The 15721-nt window shown below is 44.5% G+C and carries 12 protein-coding genes; 5 read left to right on the top strand and 7 right to left on the bottom strand.

The window, feature by feature from the left end; translation table 11 throughout:
- Positions 1-92: 92 nt before the first annotated feature.
- The 3 genes from ACT3ID_RS16445 (at position 93) to ACT3ID_RS16435 (ending at position 5654) form a co-directional block, all read left to right on the top strand.
- Positions 93-752, top strand: coding sequence for a hypothetical protein (locus ACT3ID_RS16445; protein ID WP_491543150.1), 660 nt, complete (start codon positions 93-95; stop codon positions 750-752).
- A gap of 276 nt (positions 753-1028) precedes the next feature.
- Positions 1029-3938 (top strand): TonB-dependent receptor, encoded by a 2910-nt coding sequence (locus ACT3ID_RS16440; RefSeq protein ID WP_491543149.1) that lies wholly within the window; start codon positions 1029-1031, stop codon positions 3936-3938.
- 12 nt (positions 3939-3950) lie between these two features.
- Positions 3951-5654 (top strand): SGNH/GDSL hydrolase family protein, encoded by a 1704-nt coding sequence (locus ACT3ID_RS16435; RefSeq protein WP_491543148.1) that lies wholly within the window; start codon positions 3951-3953, stop codon positions 5652-5654.
- A 61-nt stretch (positions 5655-5715) separates the two neighbouring features.
- Here ACT3ID_RS16435 and ACT3ID_RS16430 read toward each other — a convergent pair whose 3' ends face one another.
- Entirely contained in the window at positions 5716-6459 is a 744-nt protein-coding gene (locus ACT3ID_RS16430) for a class I SAM-dependent methyltransferase (RefSeq protein ID WP_491543147.1), read from the bottom strand.
- 38 nt (positions 6460-6497) lie between these two features.
- Here ACT3ID_RS16430 and pyrF point away from each other — a divergent pair, with 38 nt between their 5' ends.
- Positions 6498-7451 carry an orotidine-5'-phosphate decarboxylase gene (pyrF, locus tag ACT3ID_RS16425; protein ID WP_491543146.1) on the top strand — a complete coding sequence of 318 codons (954 nt, stop codon included), beginning with the start codon at positions 6498-6500 and terminating at the stop codon, positions 7449-7451.
- Positions 7444-7893, top strand: coding sequence for a ribonuclease HI (gene rnhA / locus ACT3ID_RS16420; protein WP_491543145.1), 450 nt, complete (start codon positions 7444-7446; stop codon positions 7891-7893). The genes pyrF and rnhA overlap by 8 nt, the downstream gene beginning before the upstream one ends.
- Before the next feature lie 382 nt (positions 7894-8275).
- Here rnhA and tsaD read toward each other — a convergent pair whose 3' ends face one another.
- The 6 genes from tsaD to ACT3ID_RS16390 form a co-directional block, all read right to left on the bottom strand.
- Positions 8276-9292, bottom strand: a complete 1017-nt coding sequence (gene tsaD, locus ACT3ID_RS16415) for a tRNA (adenosine(37)-N6)-threonylcarbamoyltransferase complex transferase subunit TsaD (RefSeq protein WP_491543144.1) — start codon at positions 9290-9292, stop codon at positions 8276-8278.
- 97 nt (positions 9293-9389) lie between these two features.
- A complete protein-coding gene (gene nadA / locus ACT3ID_RS16410) occupies positions 9390-10331 on the bottom strand; it encodes a quinolinate synthase NadA (RefSeq protein ID WP_491543143.1) in 942 nt (313 codons plus the stop codon).
- A 21-nt stretch (positions 10332-10352) separates the two neighbouring features.
- Positions 10353-11213, bottom strand: coding sequence for a carboxylating nicotinate-nucleotide diphosphorylase (gene nadC, locus ACT3ID_RS16405; protein WP_491543142.1), 861 nt, complete (start codon positions 11211-11213; stop codon positions 10353-10355).
- Positions 11214-11234: 21 nt separating this feature from the next.
- On the bottom strand, positions 11235-12806 hold the full coding sequence (nadB, locus tag ACT3ID_RS16400) for an L-aspartate oxidase (protein ID WP_491543141.1): 1572 nt from the start codon (positions 12804-12806) through the stop codon (positions 11235-11237).
- A 413-nt stretch (positions 12807-13219) separates the two neighbouring features.
- Positions 13220-15187: a molecular chaperone DnaK gene (gene dnaK / locus ACT3ID_RS16395; RefSeq protein ID WP_491543140.1), complete on the bottom strand. Its 1968-nt coding sequence runs from the start codon at positions 15185-15187 to the stop codon at positions 13220-13222.
- A 108-nt stretch (positions 15188-15295) separates the two neighbouring features.
- Entirely contained in the window at positions 15296-15721 is a 426-nt protein-coding gene (locus ACT3ID_RS16390; RefSeq protein WP_491543139.1) for an Hsp20/alpha crystallin family protein, read from the bottom strand.

The following is a 15721-nucleotide window of genomic DNA, read 5'->3' as shown; positions in this document are numbered from 1 at the left end:
CCTGTAGTTAATTATAAGCTGCAGGGCTTTTTATTGCGTATTGCGTATTGTGTATATTAAAACATCACGCAATACGAAATACGCTACATCTTATGGATATTTTCAAACTTTTTTTCGATCACGATCTGCGCCTGGATAAACTGGAAAAACGTAATGCCAATAAAACAGAAGAAGAAAAAGAGTCTTCCCTGGAAGATTTCATGTCGCCCGATCCTACTTACTCAAAATTTTACATAACCGGTACCAGGCTACAAGAAGAACAGTTCGGAATTAATACATTAGGCAAACATAAAAACGTTCTTCAACAACTCGATAACGTCTTCGCTGATCGATGCATTTACGCACCAACAGGAGATTTTGAATCCCTGCCGAAAGCAGTTGGACAAACAGAAATCGGTCAGGCACTGGTAATCAGTAACAATAGAAATGATTATGATTTTAAAAGCATAGAAATTGATGAAGAGTCAAATGTAGGACATAAAAAGGATGAGCTGCGACAAATTCTTGAATCCGGGGCGTATGTCTTATATAAAGAACAGGCGCATCACGGATATGACTTACACCTGTTTTCTATGGAAAATATCTATCCCCGCCTTTTTGAAAACCTAAAACCGCTGGTTGATGATCAATTTCGGTTCTTCAGCATCAACAGTAAGCGGATGGGATCAGAACGCCACTTCTATTTTGAAACCTGGACACTCGATAGGCCTCCGCACGGAGCAGAAGAGGTTTTCTCCGAAACGGTTTTATAAGACCATTCCGTAACATCTGCGTTTCTAACCAGCAAAACAGCAAGGCCTCCCTTCCCTAACAAAGCAACGAAATAACCTGATTTTTAAAATACCTTCTCTTTTCGTTATTTAGTACTTAACATTGTTAAGTAAGTCATAATGATGTATAATTTTATAATATTTTATTGAGGATTACCTTTATATTTTAACTATGGATTCGAGATAGTTTACAGCTTAAAAAATATGGCTTTTATATCCCGTACTTGGACAGTTCAACCTCCACAAAACTTAAATTCTATGAACAGATTGATCTTAAAAAGGTTATTCATTTTTACAGTTATAGCTTTTTTCTCCTTATTCTGGACAAAGCATGCTGTGGCCCATTCGGCTTCCGGGGAAAAATTAGAAACGGAGATCAGCGGTACCGTAATTGATGCCAGTACTGGCTCCCCGCTAGGCGGTGTAAATGTAAGCGTCAAGGGAAAGGTAACAGGAACTTCTACCAGTGGTGATGGAACTTTTACCCTGAAACTGCGTCAAGACCCGCCTCTTACACTTGTGTTCACTATGATTGGCTACACGACAAAAGAGGTCGAAATTACAGACAATACGGTTACAGACTTGACTGTAGAACTCTCAGAAGCAGCAATTGTAGGTGAAGAAGTGGTAGTTTCTGCTTCCCGGGTCGAAGAAAGCATTCTTGAATCACCGGTCTCCATTGAAAAAATGGATGCTGTTGCAATTCAGCAATCCGCTTCACCAAGCTTTTATCAATCATTGGCAAATTTGAAGGGAGTGGATTTCAGTACTCAAAGTATCACATTTAATTCTGTAAACACCCGCGGCTTTAATACCAACGGTAACACACGATTCGTCCAGCTTATTGATGGTATTGATAACCAGGCACCGGGATTAAATTTCCCCGTTGGGAATGTCGTAGGAATTCCCGAGCTGGATCTTGAGAGCGCTGAGCTGATACCAGGCGTAGCTTCTGCTTTATATGGACCAAATGCTTTGAACGGAATTTTGCTACTCAACAGTAAAAGTCCGTTTGAGTATCAGGGTTTATCTGCGCAGGTCAAGACAGGATTCAATCATATAGATTCAAATGTAGAGGAGAATCCTCAATTTTACCAAGATTACGGGCTGCGCTATGCCAATAGTGTAAATGACAAATTTGCTTATAAGTTTAATTTCTCCTACTTACGCGCCACAGATTTTGTAGCACAAGACTATCGTGATATGGGCCCGGCCACTTTTGGGGCGGTTGAACGTGGCAGCACCTCGCGAGACGGTAATCGTGTGTATAACGGTGTTAACGTGTACGGTGAGCAGTTACTTACGATCGGACAAATAGCCGACCAGCAGATAGCTGCCGGAAATGAAGATGTGGCTGCCATTCGCAGCTTACTTCCCGACGGTGAGGCTGGAGCCTTTACTCCTACCGGATTTACCGAAGCTTCTTTTGTGGATAACACCGCAGAAAGTCTGAAACTGGGCAGTGCCCTCCACTATCGCTTAACAGAAGACTATGAGGTGCTCGGTCAGTTTAACTGGGGCGCCGGAAGTTCTGTTTATACAGCCAACGACAGGTTCGTCCTCGATGATTTTAATATCTGGACAGCAAAAGCGGAGCTAAGAAACCCCAACTTTTTTGCTCGCGCTTACACCACCCAGGAAGATGCCGGGGATACCTATGCTGCAAATACTATCGCTACGCTAATCAACGTGGAGACTTTTGTGCCTGCTTATTTTCAGACTTTTGCTGGCGCCAGAACTCAGGGAGCCAGCGTTGAGGAAGCACATGCCGCAGCTCGAGCCGCCGGTAATGCTGCTCAGCCGCAACCCGGAAGTCAGCAGTTTGAAAGTCTGTTCCAGCAGTTCAGAGATACACCGATCTCTGAAGGTGGAGCTAAATTCCTGGATAAATCTGGTCTCTGGCATGCAGAAACTAAATATAATTTCGCGGATTTAATCGATCCTGCCACAGTCGAGCTCATTGCCGGAGCCAACGTACGAAGATACGATCTCAACTCGGAAGGTACACTGTTTGCGCTACAAGATAACGGTGAAGAATTTAATATCGATGAGTTCGGAGCTTACCTGCAAGCCTCAAAAATATTGCTAGATGATAAGCTGGATCTCCAGGGTGCCATGCGTTATGATAAAAATGAATATTTTGACGGACAGTTCAGTCCGCGCCTTTCTGCTGTGTTCACAGTCCGGGATAACCACAATTTACGTGCTTCATTTCAGCGAGGATTCCGTATGCCTGATACGCAAACACAGTTTATAGACCTTGATGTAGTTACCCGCCGATTAGTGGGAAGCAATCCTATTCTTGTCGATCGGTATAATTTTAAAACCAATACTGTTTACCGCGTAGAAAGCGTAGAAGAAGCTCGCACAGCATTTGAGGCCGGAGAAAGTCTGGCCGAGGCACGGGACCTTCTAGAACCCGTTGAATTTGAAGATTTTAAAACTGAAAAGGTTAATACTTTTGAAGTGGGTTATAAAACGCTGATCGGCAATCGCCTCTTCTTTGATGCCTATTACTACTACAGCGCCTACGAAGATTTCATTGCTGAAATAAGATTTACACAAGCCGTAGATATCACCGAACAAGGAAATGAAGATGCTCGTGACGGATTTGCTCCTGTTCCCAGTATCGACAGTGAAGAAGAACGCCAAAATGCTGTAATTACCAATAGTTTCCCCAATAATGACGGTCGACTTCAAAACTACGGTTTTGATATTAATGCAGACGGTACGGTAGAATCCCACGGATTTGCAGCCGAAGCCAAGTATGTGCTGGATGGCGGCTTTTCACTAGGCGGTAATGTAGCTTTCAATAAGCTGATATCTCAGGAAGATCTGATCGATCAAGGTTTTCGGGCCGAATATAATACCCCTGAGTGGAGATATAATGTAAGACTTGAAAACCGAAAACTGACGCAAAATCTCGGGTTTAATGTTGTTTACCGCTGGCAAGATGCTTTCCTGTGGGAGTCTTCTTATGGAGCAGGAGTTATAGATGCTTACGGCACGCTGGATGCACAAGTCAGTTACAAAGTGTCCACGCTTAACACTACTGTCAAATTAAGTGGGAGTAATATCCTCAATAATTATCACACTACTTCATTTGGCAATCCCCGGCTGGGAGGCATCTATATGATCTCCTTTACGTTTGATCAATTCATGAATTAAATAACTGATACCATGAAATCTTTTCTGAAAAAAACATTTATACTTCTTTTTGTAGCTATTTTTGCCTTTTCATGCGAGAACAGTTTTGATTCCCTTGTGGATGAGCGGCTGGAGAATAACCCAGTACCAGATGAATCTGTTTCTGGGGATCCCGGCTCTGCAGATTTCAGCAACTATGTGGCAATCGGTAATTCACTTACGGCGGGTTTTATGGACGCCGCCCTTTACAACGATGGACAGCAAAACTCTCTGCCAGCACTCATTGGGAGACAACTGCAGTCCGCAGGTGCTCCTGACACGTTCAATCAGCCAGATATCAATTCGGAACTTGGATTCAATACTTCAGCTGAACCAAATCCTCAAGATGATGGGACTATCTTAGGCCGCTATAAGCTCGATACCAGTATTCCGGGTCCCTCACCAACTATTGGCGGCGATCCTATCAGTGACTACAGCGGAAATGCCAGTGATCTCAATAACTTTGGCGTACCTGGCGTTGTGGTCGGCCAACTTCTTACAGCGGCTACCGGCGGACCAGAGTCCGAGCCGGCCTTTAATCCTTTTTACGCGCGGTTTGCCTCCGATCCCGGTTCATCGACCATACTTGGTGATGCGATCTCAACACAGCCCTCTTTTTTCACACTTTGGATAGGAAGTAATGACGTGCTGGGATATGCTGTTTCCGGGGCCTCGAACCCGGCTCTGCTTACCTCCCATTCAGACTTCAATACCCAGTTTAACGCGGTTATCAATCAGTTGACTAACAACACTTCGGCCGATGGTGTGGTGGCCAATATACCTAATGTTTTAGCTGTGCCATTTTTCCAGGCTGTACAATGGAATGCAATAAATCTAACAGGTGAAGAAGCCGAACAGCTTGACCAGAGTTTCGATCAAAGTTTGAATCCCGTCCTGGATGCTGTGGCCGCAAACTTCCCAAATCATACTCAGGAGGATATGAACGCCCGAAAGGTAACCTACCAAGAAGGCGATAATCCCATCCTGGTAAACGACCCTACGCTCGATGATCTGGAGGAAGAGTTTGATCAGCTGGAAAGTCAGGGAGCATTAAGCCAGCAACAGCGAGAACAGCTGATCCCGTACGAACAATCTCGTCCACTAACGCAGGGTGAACTTGTAACATTGTCAGCGGGAGCTGTTCTGGGTACAGAGTATAATCCGCAGAGTCAAGGTCCTACAACCATTGGAGTTGTAATTCCGCTGGGTTTCCCAAATCCACAGAATCCCGATCTGGGCTGTACAAAAGCGCAGGGAGATGAATGTTATCTTACCCTTCAGGAACAGGCCGAAATTCAAACCAGAACAGCCGAATTTAATGGGATCATTGAGACAGCGGCTAACAGCAGCGATCGGTTAGCGCTATACGATACGCAAGCTGCCGACGGGGCCTTCGCCGATATTTTTGGCGCTGACGGCGAATTGGGAATCAGGATAAGCGGGACACTGCTGCAGCCGGACTTTAGTCCGAACGGGATATTTTCCACAGACGGCATTCATCCCAATCAACGAGGCAATGCCATTTTGGCCAATGAGTTTATCCGGGTCATCGAGGATAACTTCGGTGCAACCATTCCCGAAGTAGACGTGCTGAATTTGCCCAGCGTACAGCTCTGCGCCGGTAATTGTGTCAGCCAGCAACAGCAAAGTAAACAGGTAGTAGGCAATCTTAATTATAACATTTCACTGGTGCGATAAACTACGGGCTTTTACGTTTAAGCAGGCTATTTCACTATGAAGTAGCCTGTTTTTTATTTGCTTATGATAGCAACTTGCTTATTATCAGCAAACGGGGACTGGTTTCAAGGTCGAAAGCTCGACCCTGGTAATCGCCATTCACATTCAATATCCGCAAATTTCGCTTAGATAGTTCACTCTTAAACCAGTTCAATCCATAAAGTTTCACCCGCTCAGAATAAGTGCGCTCCTCACTTAGCCTGTCACCGGTAAAAACGATATCCTTATGAATAGCCCCATCCTGGATATATCGTCTAATTCGGTAGTTAATGCCCTGGAATTCTCCTTCCTCTTCTGGATTGTAATTTCTTTTTACTTTTTCAGCATTGAGATAGTCGAGGACAAAAATTCCTCCTTTCCCGAGCATCTTGACCACGCCATCCAGCACAAGTGCATTTTCATCATCCTGTTCAAAATAACCGAAAGTAGTAAACAGATTCACTATCGCATCAAAGGTATTTGGCAAAGGATCACGCATATCCCGCACTTCAAAATCCACATTATCAATGCCCAACCTTTGTGCCCGAATTTTAGCCGTATTAATAGCTTCAACGGAAAGATCAATACCTTTAACATCGTATCCTCTTTGGGCAAGAGTAATCGAATGGCGCCCCCGTCCACATCCTAAATCGAGAATGGAGGAACAGTCATTGCTTTGAAGCGTCTGTTCCAGGTACGCAATGAGTCGACGCGCCTCTTCCTCATCACGATTCGAATATAACTTTTCATAGAGCGGACTGTTAAACCACTCCTCAAACCAATCCATAAAAAATTTGATTAAATATTAATGATATACTGAAACGAATGAAGCAAAAATACAAAGGTATTGCAAACATTCGTTTCCGGATTTTTTTCGTTGTTATTTCGAATCCCTGTGGTCAGTTTGTATCTTCTGCTGAATTTAAAATAGAACAGCGAATGACGTTTATACAAAAGCTAAAGTCTGCAGTAAAACTATCACAGTCCACCCTATGCGTGGGACTTGATCCAAATCTTGAACTTCTGCCTGATGAAATCAAAAAAAGGGATGACTCTCCGGCTGAACAAGTAGAGCTTTTTCTTAATAAAATAATCGATGCGACCTGTAAACACTGCGCAGCCTATAAACCAAATCTCGGATTTTTTGAAGCGCTAGGAGCAGACGGTTGGGACGTATTTGAGACAATTTTGGACTACATCCCCGATGAAAAAATCGTGATTGCTGATGCCAAACGCGGTGATATAAGCTCGACGGCCGAACACTATGCCAAAGCTTTTTTCAAACAATTGGATGTGGATGCGGTAACCTTGAATCCGCTGATGGGATTTGAAACGCTGGATCCATTTTTACAGGATAATTCAAAAGCCACTTATGTGCTCACGCTTACCTCCAATCCCGGTGCCGGAGATATTTTACTAAAAGAATTGGCCGGCGGCGAATCTGTTTCGAGCTATATCTCGCACCGCCTCAGTGAAAAGCAGCAACAAAGCGAAACAGCTATCGGAATGGTTGTAGGCGCAACAAAAGCAGAGCAGCTGGATTCGGTGATATCAAACTTTCCCGAATCGCCATTGCTCATTCCGGGCGTAGGCAAACAGGGCGGTTCAGTTGACGCACTTGCCAAAAGCCTTGTCAATCACAGCGGAATTCCACTTATTAATTCCAGCCGGAGTATCATTTATGCCGGCAAGGATCGCACTGACTGGGAAAGGGCCGTTGCCCAATCCGCAGAAAATCTGAAAAATAGATTATCCCCAATTACGACACGATATGCCTGACAAAAAGAAAACAGTTATTGTATTTACAGATGGAGCCTGCAGCGGTAATCCCGGTCCGGGCGGCTGGGGAGCTCTTCTACAATGGCAGGGAAAAGAAAAAGAACTCACCGGCGGAGAACCGCACACCACGAATAACCGGATGGAAATGAGAGCTGTGATTGAGGCTTTGAACGCTCTAAATCAGCCGTGCCACGTAAAAATCCACAGCGACAGCGCCCTTATTGTAAATGCTTTTAAACAAGGATGGGTAAATGCATGGATCAGACGGGGATGGAAAAAGTCTGACAAAAAGCCGGTAGAAAATCAGGATCTCTGGGAAGAAATGCTGACCGCAATGCAGCCGCATGATGTGGAATGGATCAAAGTAAAAGGACATGCCGATAATGAGCGGAATAACCGTGTGGATCGGCTGGCAGTGGAAGCTTCAAAAAAGTTTCAGTAGTTGTTGTAGTTAGCAGAAGGTAGAAAGTAGAAGGTTATTGAAGCTTTAACCTTTTAGGCAATTCAAAATCCAGGGGAAACATTCGCGGGTAAAGTTTGTAGAAATCGAAGAGAGAGAAATCAATAAATTCAGAGAGATTATGACTATTGTAATAGTATCCGTACTTGTTGTTCTTTTGCTTATCTGGGGTATAACGCGTCTCGTCAAGGAATCAAAGGATAAATAGCTCACCTTTGCTCAACCATTTTCGTAGCTTTTTTAGATAATTGACAGGATATAGAACAACTTTATTTTAACTCCCGCTGATTGCGCAGAATTCGCAGATCAATATAATCCTCGGCTGCATCAAGAAGTTAGTTTGAAAACTATTTTCTTCCGCGCATTACGCATCACGCATACGCGCCAGCGCTTTATAGTTGGCAAAGGGTTTGAGATCCATATCCGAGAATTCCTGACGCTGTGCCTTTAAATATCCGGTAATAGCAATCATTGCGGCATTATCGGTACAGTAAACCAACTTTGGGATATGCAACTGACAACCTTTTTCTTTGGCCAATTTTTCGGTTTTCCTGCGCAACATCGAGTTTGCCGAAACGCCTCCCGCCAAAACAATGGTTTTTACTTTGGTATGTTCAATAGCATTTCGAAGCTTTTTAACAAGAACTTCAGTAATAGCATGTGTAACACTGGCACAGATGTCATTCAGGTGATTTTCTAGAAACTGTTCTGTGTTATTCTGATCCTCCAAAAAATATTTAACAGCCGTTTTTAAGCCAGAAAAACTGAATTCAAAGTCGTTATCCAGCATTGCCTGCGGAAAGTCGTAGAAATGAGGATCTCCATGCTTTGAACGCTCATCAATAACCGGACCAGCAGGGTACGGCAGGCCAAGAATCTTACCGATTTTGTCAAAAGCTTCACCGGCGGCATCATCACGGGTCTGCCCCAGTAAATTATGTTCAAAAAGCGCTGGCACATGCACAAGCTGTGTATGTCCACCCGATACGGTAAGCGCTACAAACGGATATTCAGGCTGCTCATCAATGAAATTGGCATAGATGTGGGCATCCATGTGGTTTACACCTACCAGCGAAATGTTACGCGAAAGAGACAGCCCCTTGGCAAAGCATAGCCCCACGAGCAACGATCCCATAAGCCCGGGGCCTTGGGTTACTGCTACAGCATCAATTTCTTTGAGATCGATCTCCGCCTCATCCAACGCCTGTTGTACTGTACGCCAGATCGTCTTGTGATGAGCTCGCGAAGCCAGCTCGGGCACTACCCCACCATATTGTTCGTGAACCGCCTGTGATGCAATAATGTTGGACTGCAATCCTTCATCAGTATATACGGCGGCTGCCGTCTCATCGCACGATGATTCGATACCCAGAATATTCATCTCGTATTTCGTATTGCGTAGTGGTAATTCTTAAGATTCTGAATATACCAAATACGCACTACGCAATTAAATTTATTTGACTGGCCAGAACTTATATTTACGCAATACTCAGCATTCGTTCAATCGGCAAGTGAGCTCGTTCGGCCAGTTCGGCGTCTACTTTTACCTCGTACTGATCATGCTTGAGCGAATCGTACAGCTTTTCAAGCGTGATCATTTTCATATACTCACATACTGCATTTTCATTTGCCGGATAAAATTTCTTATCGGGATTTTCTTTGCGCATCCGGTGTAGAATGCCCGTTTCTGTGGCTACAACGAACTCCTCGGCATCCGACTCACTGGCGCGATTCAGCATTCCGCTCGTAGAGTGGATATGGCCATCCTCACAGTCAAAATACATGGCCGACTTCATCATGCATGAGGTAGAGCAGCCGCATTCCGGATGAATCAACATTTCTGCTTCGGGATACTCTTCCTGCTTTTCCGACAGATTCAGCTCCCCTATTTTCTCGTGAACGTGACAGGCGCCGTCCCAAATGTTGAGCTCGCGACCTGTTACCATCTCAATATATCCACCAAGAAACTTGTCTGGGAGAAACAGAATCTCTTTCTCCTCGGGGATGGAATTAATGACATCTACCGCATTGGATGAGGTACAGCAGTAATCACATTCGGCCTTAACTGCCGCCGTGGTATTAATATAGGTTACTGTCACCGCCTCAGGATGTTCAGCTTTCCATTCACGCAGCTGTTCGGCCGTGATACTATCGGCCAGCGAACATCCGGCATCGAGGTCAGGAATCAACACCTTTTTATCGGGTGAAATGATCGAGGCTGTTTCCGCCATAAAATGCACGCCACAGAAAACAATGACTTCAGCCTCAGTCTCGGCCGCCTGGTGCGAAAGCCCCAGCGAATCACCTATATAATCGGCAATATCCTGAACCTCCGGTACCTGATAGTTGTGGGCCAAAATAACGGCATTACGTTCTTCTTTTAGTTTTTTTATCCCATCGATAAGTTCCTGGGTATTCATAACGGTTACTCTGTTTTTCTTCTAATGAAAAATTTTTTGTATTTGCTGACTAATATCAAATGCATCTACCGAATGTGTTAACGCTCCAACGGAGATATAATTGACACCGGTTGCTGCTACTTCACGTACTCTTTCCAGCGTGATATTACCAGAAGCTTCGGTCTCTGCCCTGCCGTCAATCAACTTAACAGCTTCCGACATCAAGTCGGCATTCATATTATCCAGCATAATAATATCGGCTCCGGACGTTAACGCTTCCTTAACCTGTTCAATAGTAGTAGTTTCAACTTCGATCCGAATTTTAGGATCATATGCTCGAACTTTTTCTACTGCTTTTTGTATGCTGCCGGCTGCTACTATATGATTGTCCTTAATCATTGCCAAATCAAACAGCCCCATTCGATGATTTATGCCTCCACCTGCCTTAACAGCATACTTATCCAACTCACGCAAACCAGGTACTGTCTTGCGGGTGTCCAAAATTTGTGCAGCGTAAGGCTCAACGGCCTCAACAAACTTGTGGGTCATGGTAGCAATGCCCGACATCCGCTGGACAATATTCAAAGCGATGCGTTCAGCTGTCAAAACTGCTCGACCAGAACCTTTCAATGTAACAATCTCGGATCCTATATCAACGGCATCGCCATCTTCAACTTCTGGGTACCACTCGATTTGTGAATCCAACTGCTCATATACTGACCTCGCGATGTCTAGTCCTGCAACGATGCCCATTTCTTTGGATCTCCACACAGCTTCAGCATCAGCGGATTTATCAATAATAGCATTTGTTGTAATATCACCACTTTTAATATCCTCATTAAAAGCGCGATCTAATAGCTCTTGCAAACTATCTACTGTTGATAAATTTGTTAATTCATTCATCCGATTTAAACCCTTAATCTGTTATATGACTTCCGGCACATGCTGGTTTTCCCTTTTATGTACTATAGGAGTTACATCAGATTTCTGTTTGGGATAATCACTTCGCAAATGTACACCTCTGCTTTCTTCCCTATGCAAAGCCGATTTCGCAATCATTTCAGCTATCTGTAAAAGTCCCCGGGAACGAATGGTAAAATATTCATCAGAACTATTCGGGACTTTATCCTTCCACATATTAAGGTGGTTCAAGGCATCTTCTATTGCATTGCCGTCGCGAACAATACCCACATATTGACTCAAAATTGCAGAAACAAAGTTTTGCAAACGAATAAACTCGTCCTGAATATCTTTGTTTACTAAGAAATTAACCTCTGCTGACTTATTTTGTGCTGTATCTTTTGCATTTTTATCAGCTGCGTGTTCAATAGCTCGCTTGGCAAAAACCAGGCATTCTAACAATGAATTACTTGCCAGACGGTTAGCGCCGTGCACTCCGGTAGCCGCTACTTCTCCACAAGCATATAATCCATCCACCGATGTATGCCCATTTAAATCTGTGGAGATGCCCCCGATACAGTAATGGGCGGCCGGAGCAACAGGAATTCCTTCTTTTTTAATATTGATTCCCTGTTGTTCAATATTATCCATTATCGTTGAAAAGTGCGTGCTGATCTTTTTTGTATCCAGATGGCGAATATCCAGATAAACATGATCTTTTTCTGTCTGCTTAATCTGTCGGAAAATCTCTTTTGAAACCACATCACGTGGTGAGAGCTCTTTCAGGGGATACTCCAGCATAAAACGCTCTCCATTAGCATTATATAGATGCGCCCCCTCACCCCGAACAGCTTCACTTATTAAAAAAGTTGATCCATCCTCGGAATAAAATGCAGTGGGATGAAACTGAATAAACTCCAGATCCTGCAACTTAACTCCTGCATTATATCCCAGCCAAAGACCATCACCTGTAGAGGTATGCGGATTGGTACTTCGCTGATATAATCCTGAATAACCTCCGGTAGCTAAAATTGTTACCGGACTTTGCACGGTAAGCAAATGCTCTCTCTTATACAGGTAAGCATGTGCTCCGTGACAACTTTCTTTCGATACCAGCAGCTCAAAAACAAAAGCGTTTTCAATAATTTGTATATTTTCTCGTGCTTTTGCTTGATCAACCAAAAATTTAACCAGTGCTTTGCCAGTTTCCGCCCCATTGGCATGTAACACGCGTCGCTCGGAATGTCCTCCTTCCAGCCCCATATCAAGGGATCCATTTGTTTGATCAAACCTCATTCCTTGATTGATCAATTTCTGTACACATCGGGCTCCTTCTTCCACCAGAAGGTCAACAGCTTCCTCATAGCAAAGTCCTCGACCAGCATCAAGCGTATCATTCTTGTGACTTTGGAAACTATCTTTATTATTTAAAACCGCTGCAATACCACCCTGTGCCCAATAACTGCTACTAGCTTCGAGGGTGGATTTCGTAACCAGCGTTACTTCTCCATACCGACTGGCATGCAATGCTGCCTGGAGGCCAGCCGCTCCGCTGCCTATTACAATAAAATCTGTTGATAAAGAAGTGCTGATCAAAACTTGTGTTTACTTAAGTTGGGTTCAAATATACGGTTTTGATGGTGCGAGCCCCAAATATAATTATTCGAAATACTGGGTAAATTATTTGAAACATGCCCATTTTTAAGCTAGCAGTTTTCTATTTCGTGCCTTAAGTCAGCTTTGGTTCGCTTAATCTTAAAAAATCCATTCCTGAAAATGATTCGTTAAGCATAGATAGATCAGGAGATGTTCGGGAGTTCAACTCCCTCACAACCAAATTAATTTATAGTTGGAGCATCCCTCCCGGCTAAAGCCGGACTCCCTTCAAAGGAAGAATACCTTAAAATAACCATGTTTGACAACAGATATTTCTTACAACAAAAAAGCCCCTCACCGTACGGTGAAGGGCTTTAATTTAATTGCAGATTCAGCTGTCGATTAACAATCTGTTATTCTTTGTCCTCGTCATCGACGACTTCAAAGTCAGCATCAACAGCATCGTCTTCCTCTTCGCCTTGCTGGGCTTCGGCATCGGCTCCGTTAGCAGCTCCAGCGCCAGCAGCTGCGCCCGCTCCCGGACCAGCGGCTCCCGCACCGGGCTGACCCTGTCCCTGAGCAGCAGACTGATAGATCTCTTGCGAAGCCTCGGACCATGCATTATTCAGCTCTTCCATGGCATCATCGAGCTCATCAACTTTTTCTTGATCGTGGAGCTCTTTCACTTTCTCAAGTGCGGCTTCGATGCGTTCTTTCTTATCGTCAGAGATCTTGTCGCCGTGCTCATCAAGCTGCTTGCGGGTAGAGAATACGAGGCTGTCGGCCTTGTTCAACTTCTCGGCACGCTGACGAATTCGCTCGTCTTCTTCCTCGTGCTTTTCGGCCTCTTCTTTCATCTTCTCGATCTCCTCTTCGGACAGTCCGGAAGAAGACTCGATGCGGATACTTTGCTCTTTTCCGGTGCCTTTATCTTTGGCGCTTACATTCAGAACACCATCGGCATCAATGTCAAACGTAACCTCAATTTGAGGAACGCCGCGCGGTGCCGGAGGAATACCATCCAAGTGGAAGCGGCCAAGCGTTCGGTTATCCTGTGCTTTGGCACGCTCTCCCTGCAGCACGTGGATCTCTACGCTGGTCTGATTGTCGGCAGCGGTAGAGAATGTCTCCGTCTTGCTGGTCGGGATGGTAGTATTAGCTTCGATCAGTTGTGTTGAAACGCCGCCAAGTGTCTCGATTCCGAGTGACAGTGGCGTAACATCAAGCAGTACAACATCATCAACATCACCAGACATTACACCACCCTGGATAGCGGCACCAACGGCAACAACTTCATCAGGGTTTACGCCTTTGCTGGGATCCTTTCCGAAGAAATCTTTAACAACTTCCTGAATCTTCGGAATTCGCGTTGATCCACCAACCAGAATTACCTGATCAATATCTGACTTACTGAATCCGGCATCGTCAAGAGCTTTCTTGCACGGATCCACAGTTTTTTGCACCAGGTCATCGATCATTTTCTCAAATTGCGAACGGGTGATGTCGATATTCAGGTGCTTGGGACCCGAGTCCGTAGCCGTAATAAACGGCAGGTTCACATTTGTTTTCTGCGAGCTGGAAAGCTCGATCTTGGCTTTCTCGGCAGCATCCTTCAGCCGCTGCATTGCCATAGGATCTTCGCGCAGGTCGATACCTTCATCTTTCTTGAACTCTTTGGCCAAGTGATCAATCAGACGAGAGTCAAAGTCGTCACCGCCAAGATGGGTATCACCGCTGGTAGATTTTACTTCAAAAACTCCGTCGCCGAGTTCAAGAATAGAGATATCGAACGTTCCACCACCAAGGTCGTAAACAGCAATGGTCAGATCTTCTTCCTTCTTATCCAGACCATATGCCAGCGAAGCAGCAGTTGGCTCGTTGATAATTCGCTTGACATCCAACCCGGCAATTTCTCCGGCTTCTTGCGTAGCTTTACGCTGCGCATCGTTGAAATAAGCCGGAACCGTAATAACCGCTTCTGTAACTTCTTCGCCCAGGTATTCTTCTGCGGTCTGCTTCATTTTCTGAAGCACCATTGCAGAAATTTCCTGAGGCGCATACTTGCGGTCTTCGATTTGAACGCGAGCCGTATTGTTTTCGCCTTTAACAATCTTGTACGACGCTTGTTTGGCCTCTTCTTCTACCTCGTCGTAGAAGCGGCCCATGAAGCGTTTAATCGAAGAAATTGTTTTTTCCGGATTTGTGATAGCTTGTCGTTTAGCAGGTGCACCAACCAAGCGTTCGCCTTCTTTCGAAAAAGCCACGACCGATGGAGTGGTACGTCCGCCTTCTGAGTTTTGAATCACTGTAGGCTCATTACCCTCCATAACGGCAACGCAGGAGTTGGTAGTACCTAAGTCAATTCCTATAATCTTTCCCATAATAGTAGTTTATGATTTTTGTTAGCAGTTTTAATTCTTTGATGAAACTCGAAATTCATGTCATCCCGAATCCCGACTGCTGTCGGGGTTCAGCATGACATTCTTTATTTATTTGATCGGAATAGATTCTGCATCGTTGAGAACATCCGACTTGGGCATTGTAATCGTTAATACACCATTGCGGAATACGGCGTCAATTTCAGCCGTATTGACATTTTCAGGCAGCGCAAACGAGCGCGAAAATACGCCTGTAGCTCGTTCTTGTCGGCGATACTTCGCGTCTTCGCCAAGTTCCTGGGCTCGTTCGCCCTTCACCGTTAATACATGCTCTTTAAGAGCTATATTAATTTCTTTCTTCGACAGTCCGGGTAAATCCAGTTTAAGCACGTACGTTTCATCACTTTCGATGATGTCACATTCGGGAGTAAAGTCATGTCCCTTGTCTTCAAGTGGAACGATACGTTCCACAAAATCCTGGATATCTTTTCCCAGTTTATTCAACTGTCGTTCTATATCAATTGTAAATTCACCCAT

Source organism: Fodinibius sp. GM108 (genome assembly GCF_058386985.1).
Note: the sequence above shows the minus strand (reverse complement) of the source record. Positions and strands in the feature narration are given on the sequence as shown.

What these genes read in the sequence shown, in the direction of transcription:
- dnaK (WP_491543140.1), bottom strand. Translation starts at nt 15,187, where the DNA reads ATGGGAAAGATTATAGGAATTGACTTAGGTACTACCAACTCCTGCGTT.
- tsaD (WP_491543144.1), bottom strand. Translation starts at nt 9,292, where the DNA reads ATGAATATTCTGGGTATCGAATCATCGTGCGATGAGACGGCAGCCGCC.
- nadC (WP_491543142.1), bottom strand. Translation starts at nt 11,213, where the DNA reads ATGAATGAATTAACAAATTTATCAACAGTAGATAGTTTGCAAGAGCTA.
- ACT3ID_RS16435 (WP_491543148.1), top strand. Translation starts at nt 3,951, where the DNA reads ATGAAATCTTTTCTGAAAAAAACATTTATACTTCTTTTTGTAGCTATT.
- rnhA (WP_491543145.1), top strand. Translation starts at nt 7,444, where the DNA reads ATGCCTGACAAAAAGAAAACAGTTATTGTATTTACAGATGGAGCCTGC.
- ACT3ID_RS16430 (WP_491543147.1), bottom strand. Translation starts at nt 6,459, where the DNA reads ATGGATTGGTTTGAGGAGTGGTTTAACAGTCCGCTCTATGAAAAGTTA.
- nadA (WP_491543143.1), bottom strand. Translation starts at nt 10,331, where the DNA reads ATGAATACCCAGGAACTTATCGATGGGATAAAAAAACTAAAAGAAGAA.
- pyrF (WP_491543146.1), top strand. Translation starts at nt 6,498, where the DNA reads ATGAAGCAAAAATACAAAGGTATTGCAAACATTCGTTTCCGGATTTTT.
- ACT3ID_RS16440 (WP_491543149.1), top strand. Translation starts at nt 1,029, where the DNA reads ATGAACAGATTGATCTTAAAAAGGTTATTCATTTTTACAGTTATAGCT.
- ACT3ID_RS16390 (WP_491543139.1), bottom strand. Translation starts at nt 15,721, where the DNA reads ATGGGTGAATTTACAATTGATATAGAACGACAGTTGAATAAACTGGGA.
- ACT3ID_RS16445 (WP_491543150.1), top strand. Translation starts at nt 93, where the DNA reads ATGGATATTTTCAAACTTTTTTTCGATCACGATCTGCGCCTGGATAAA.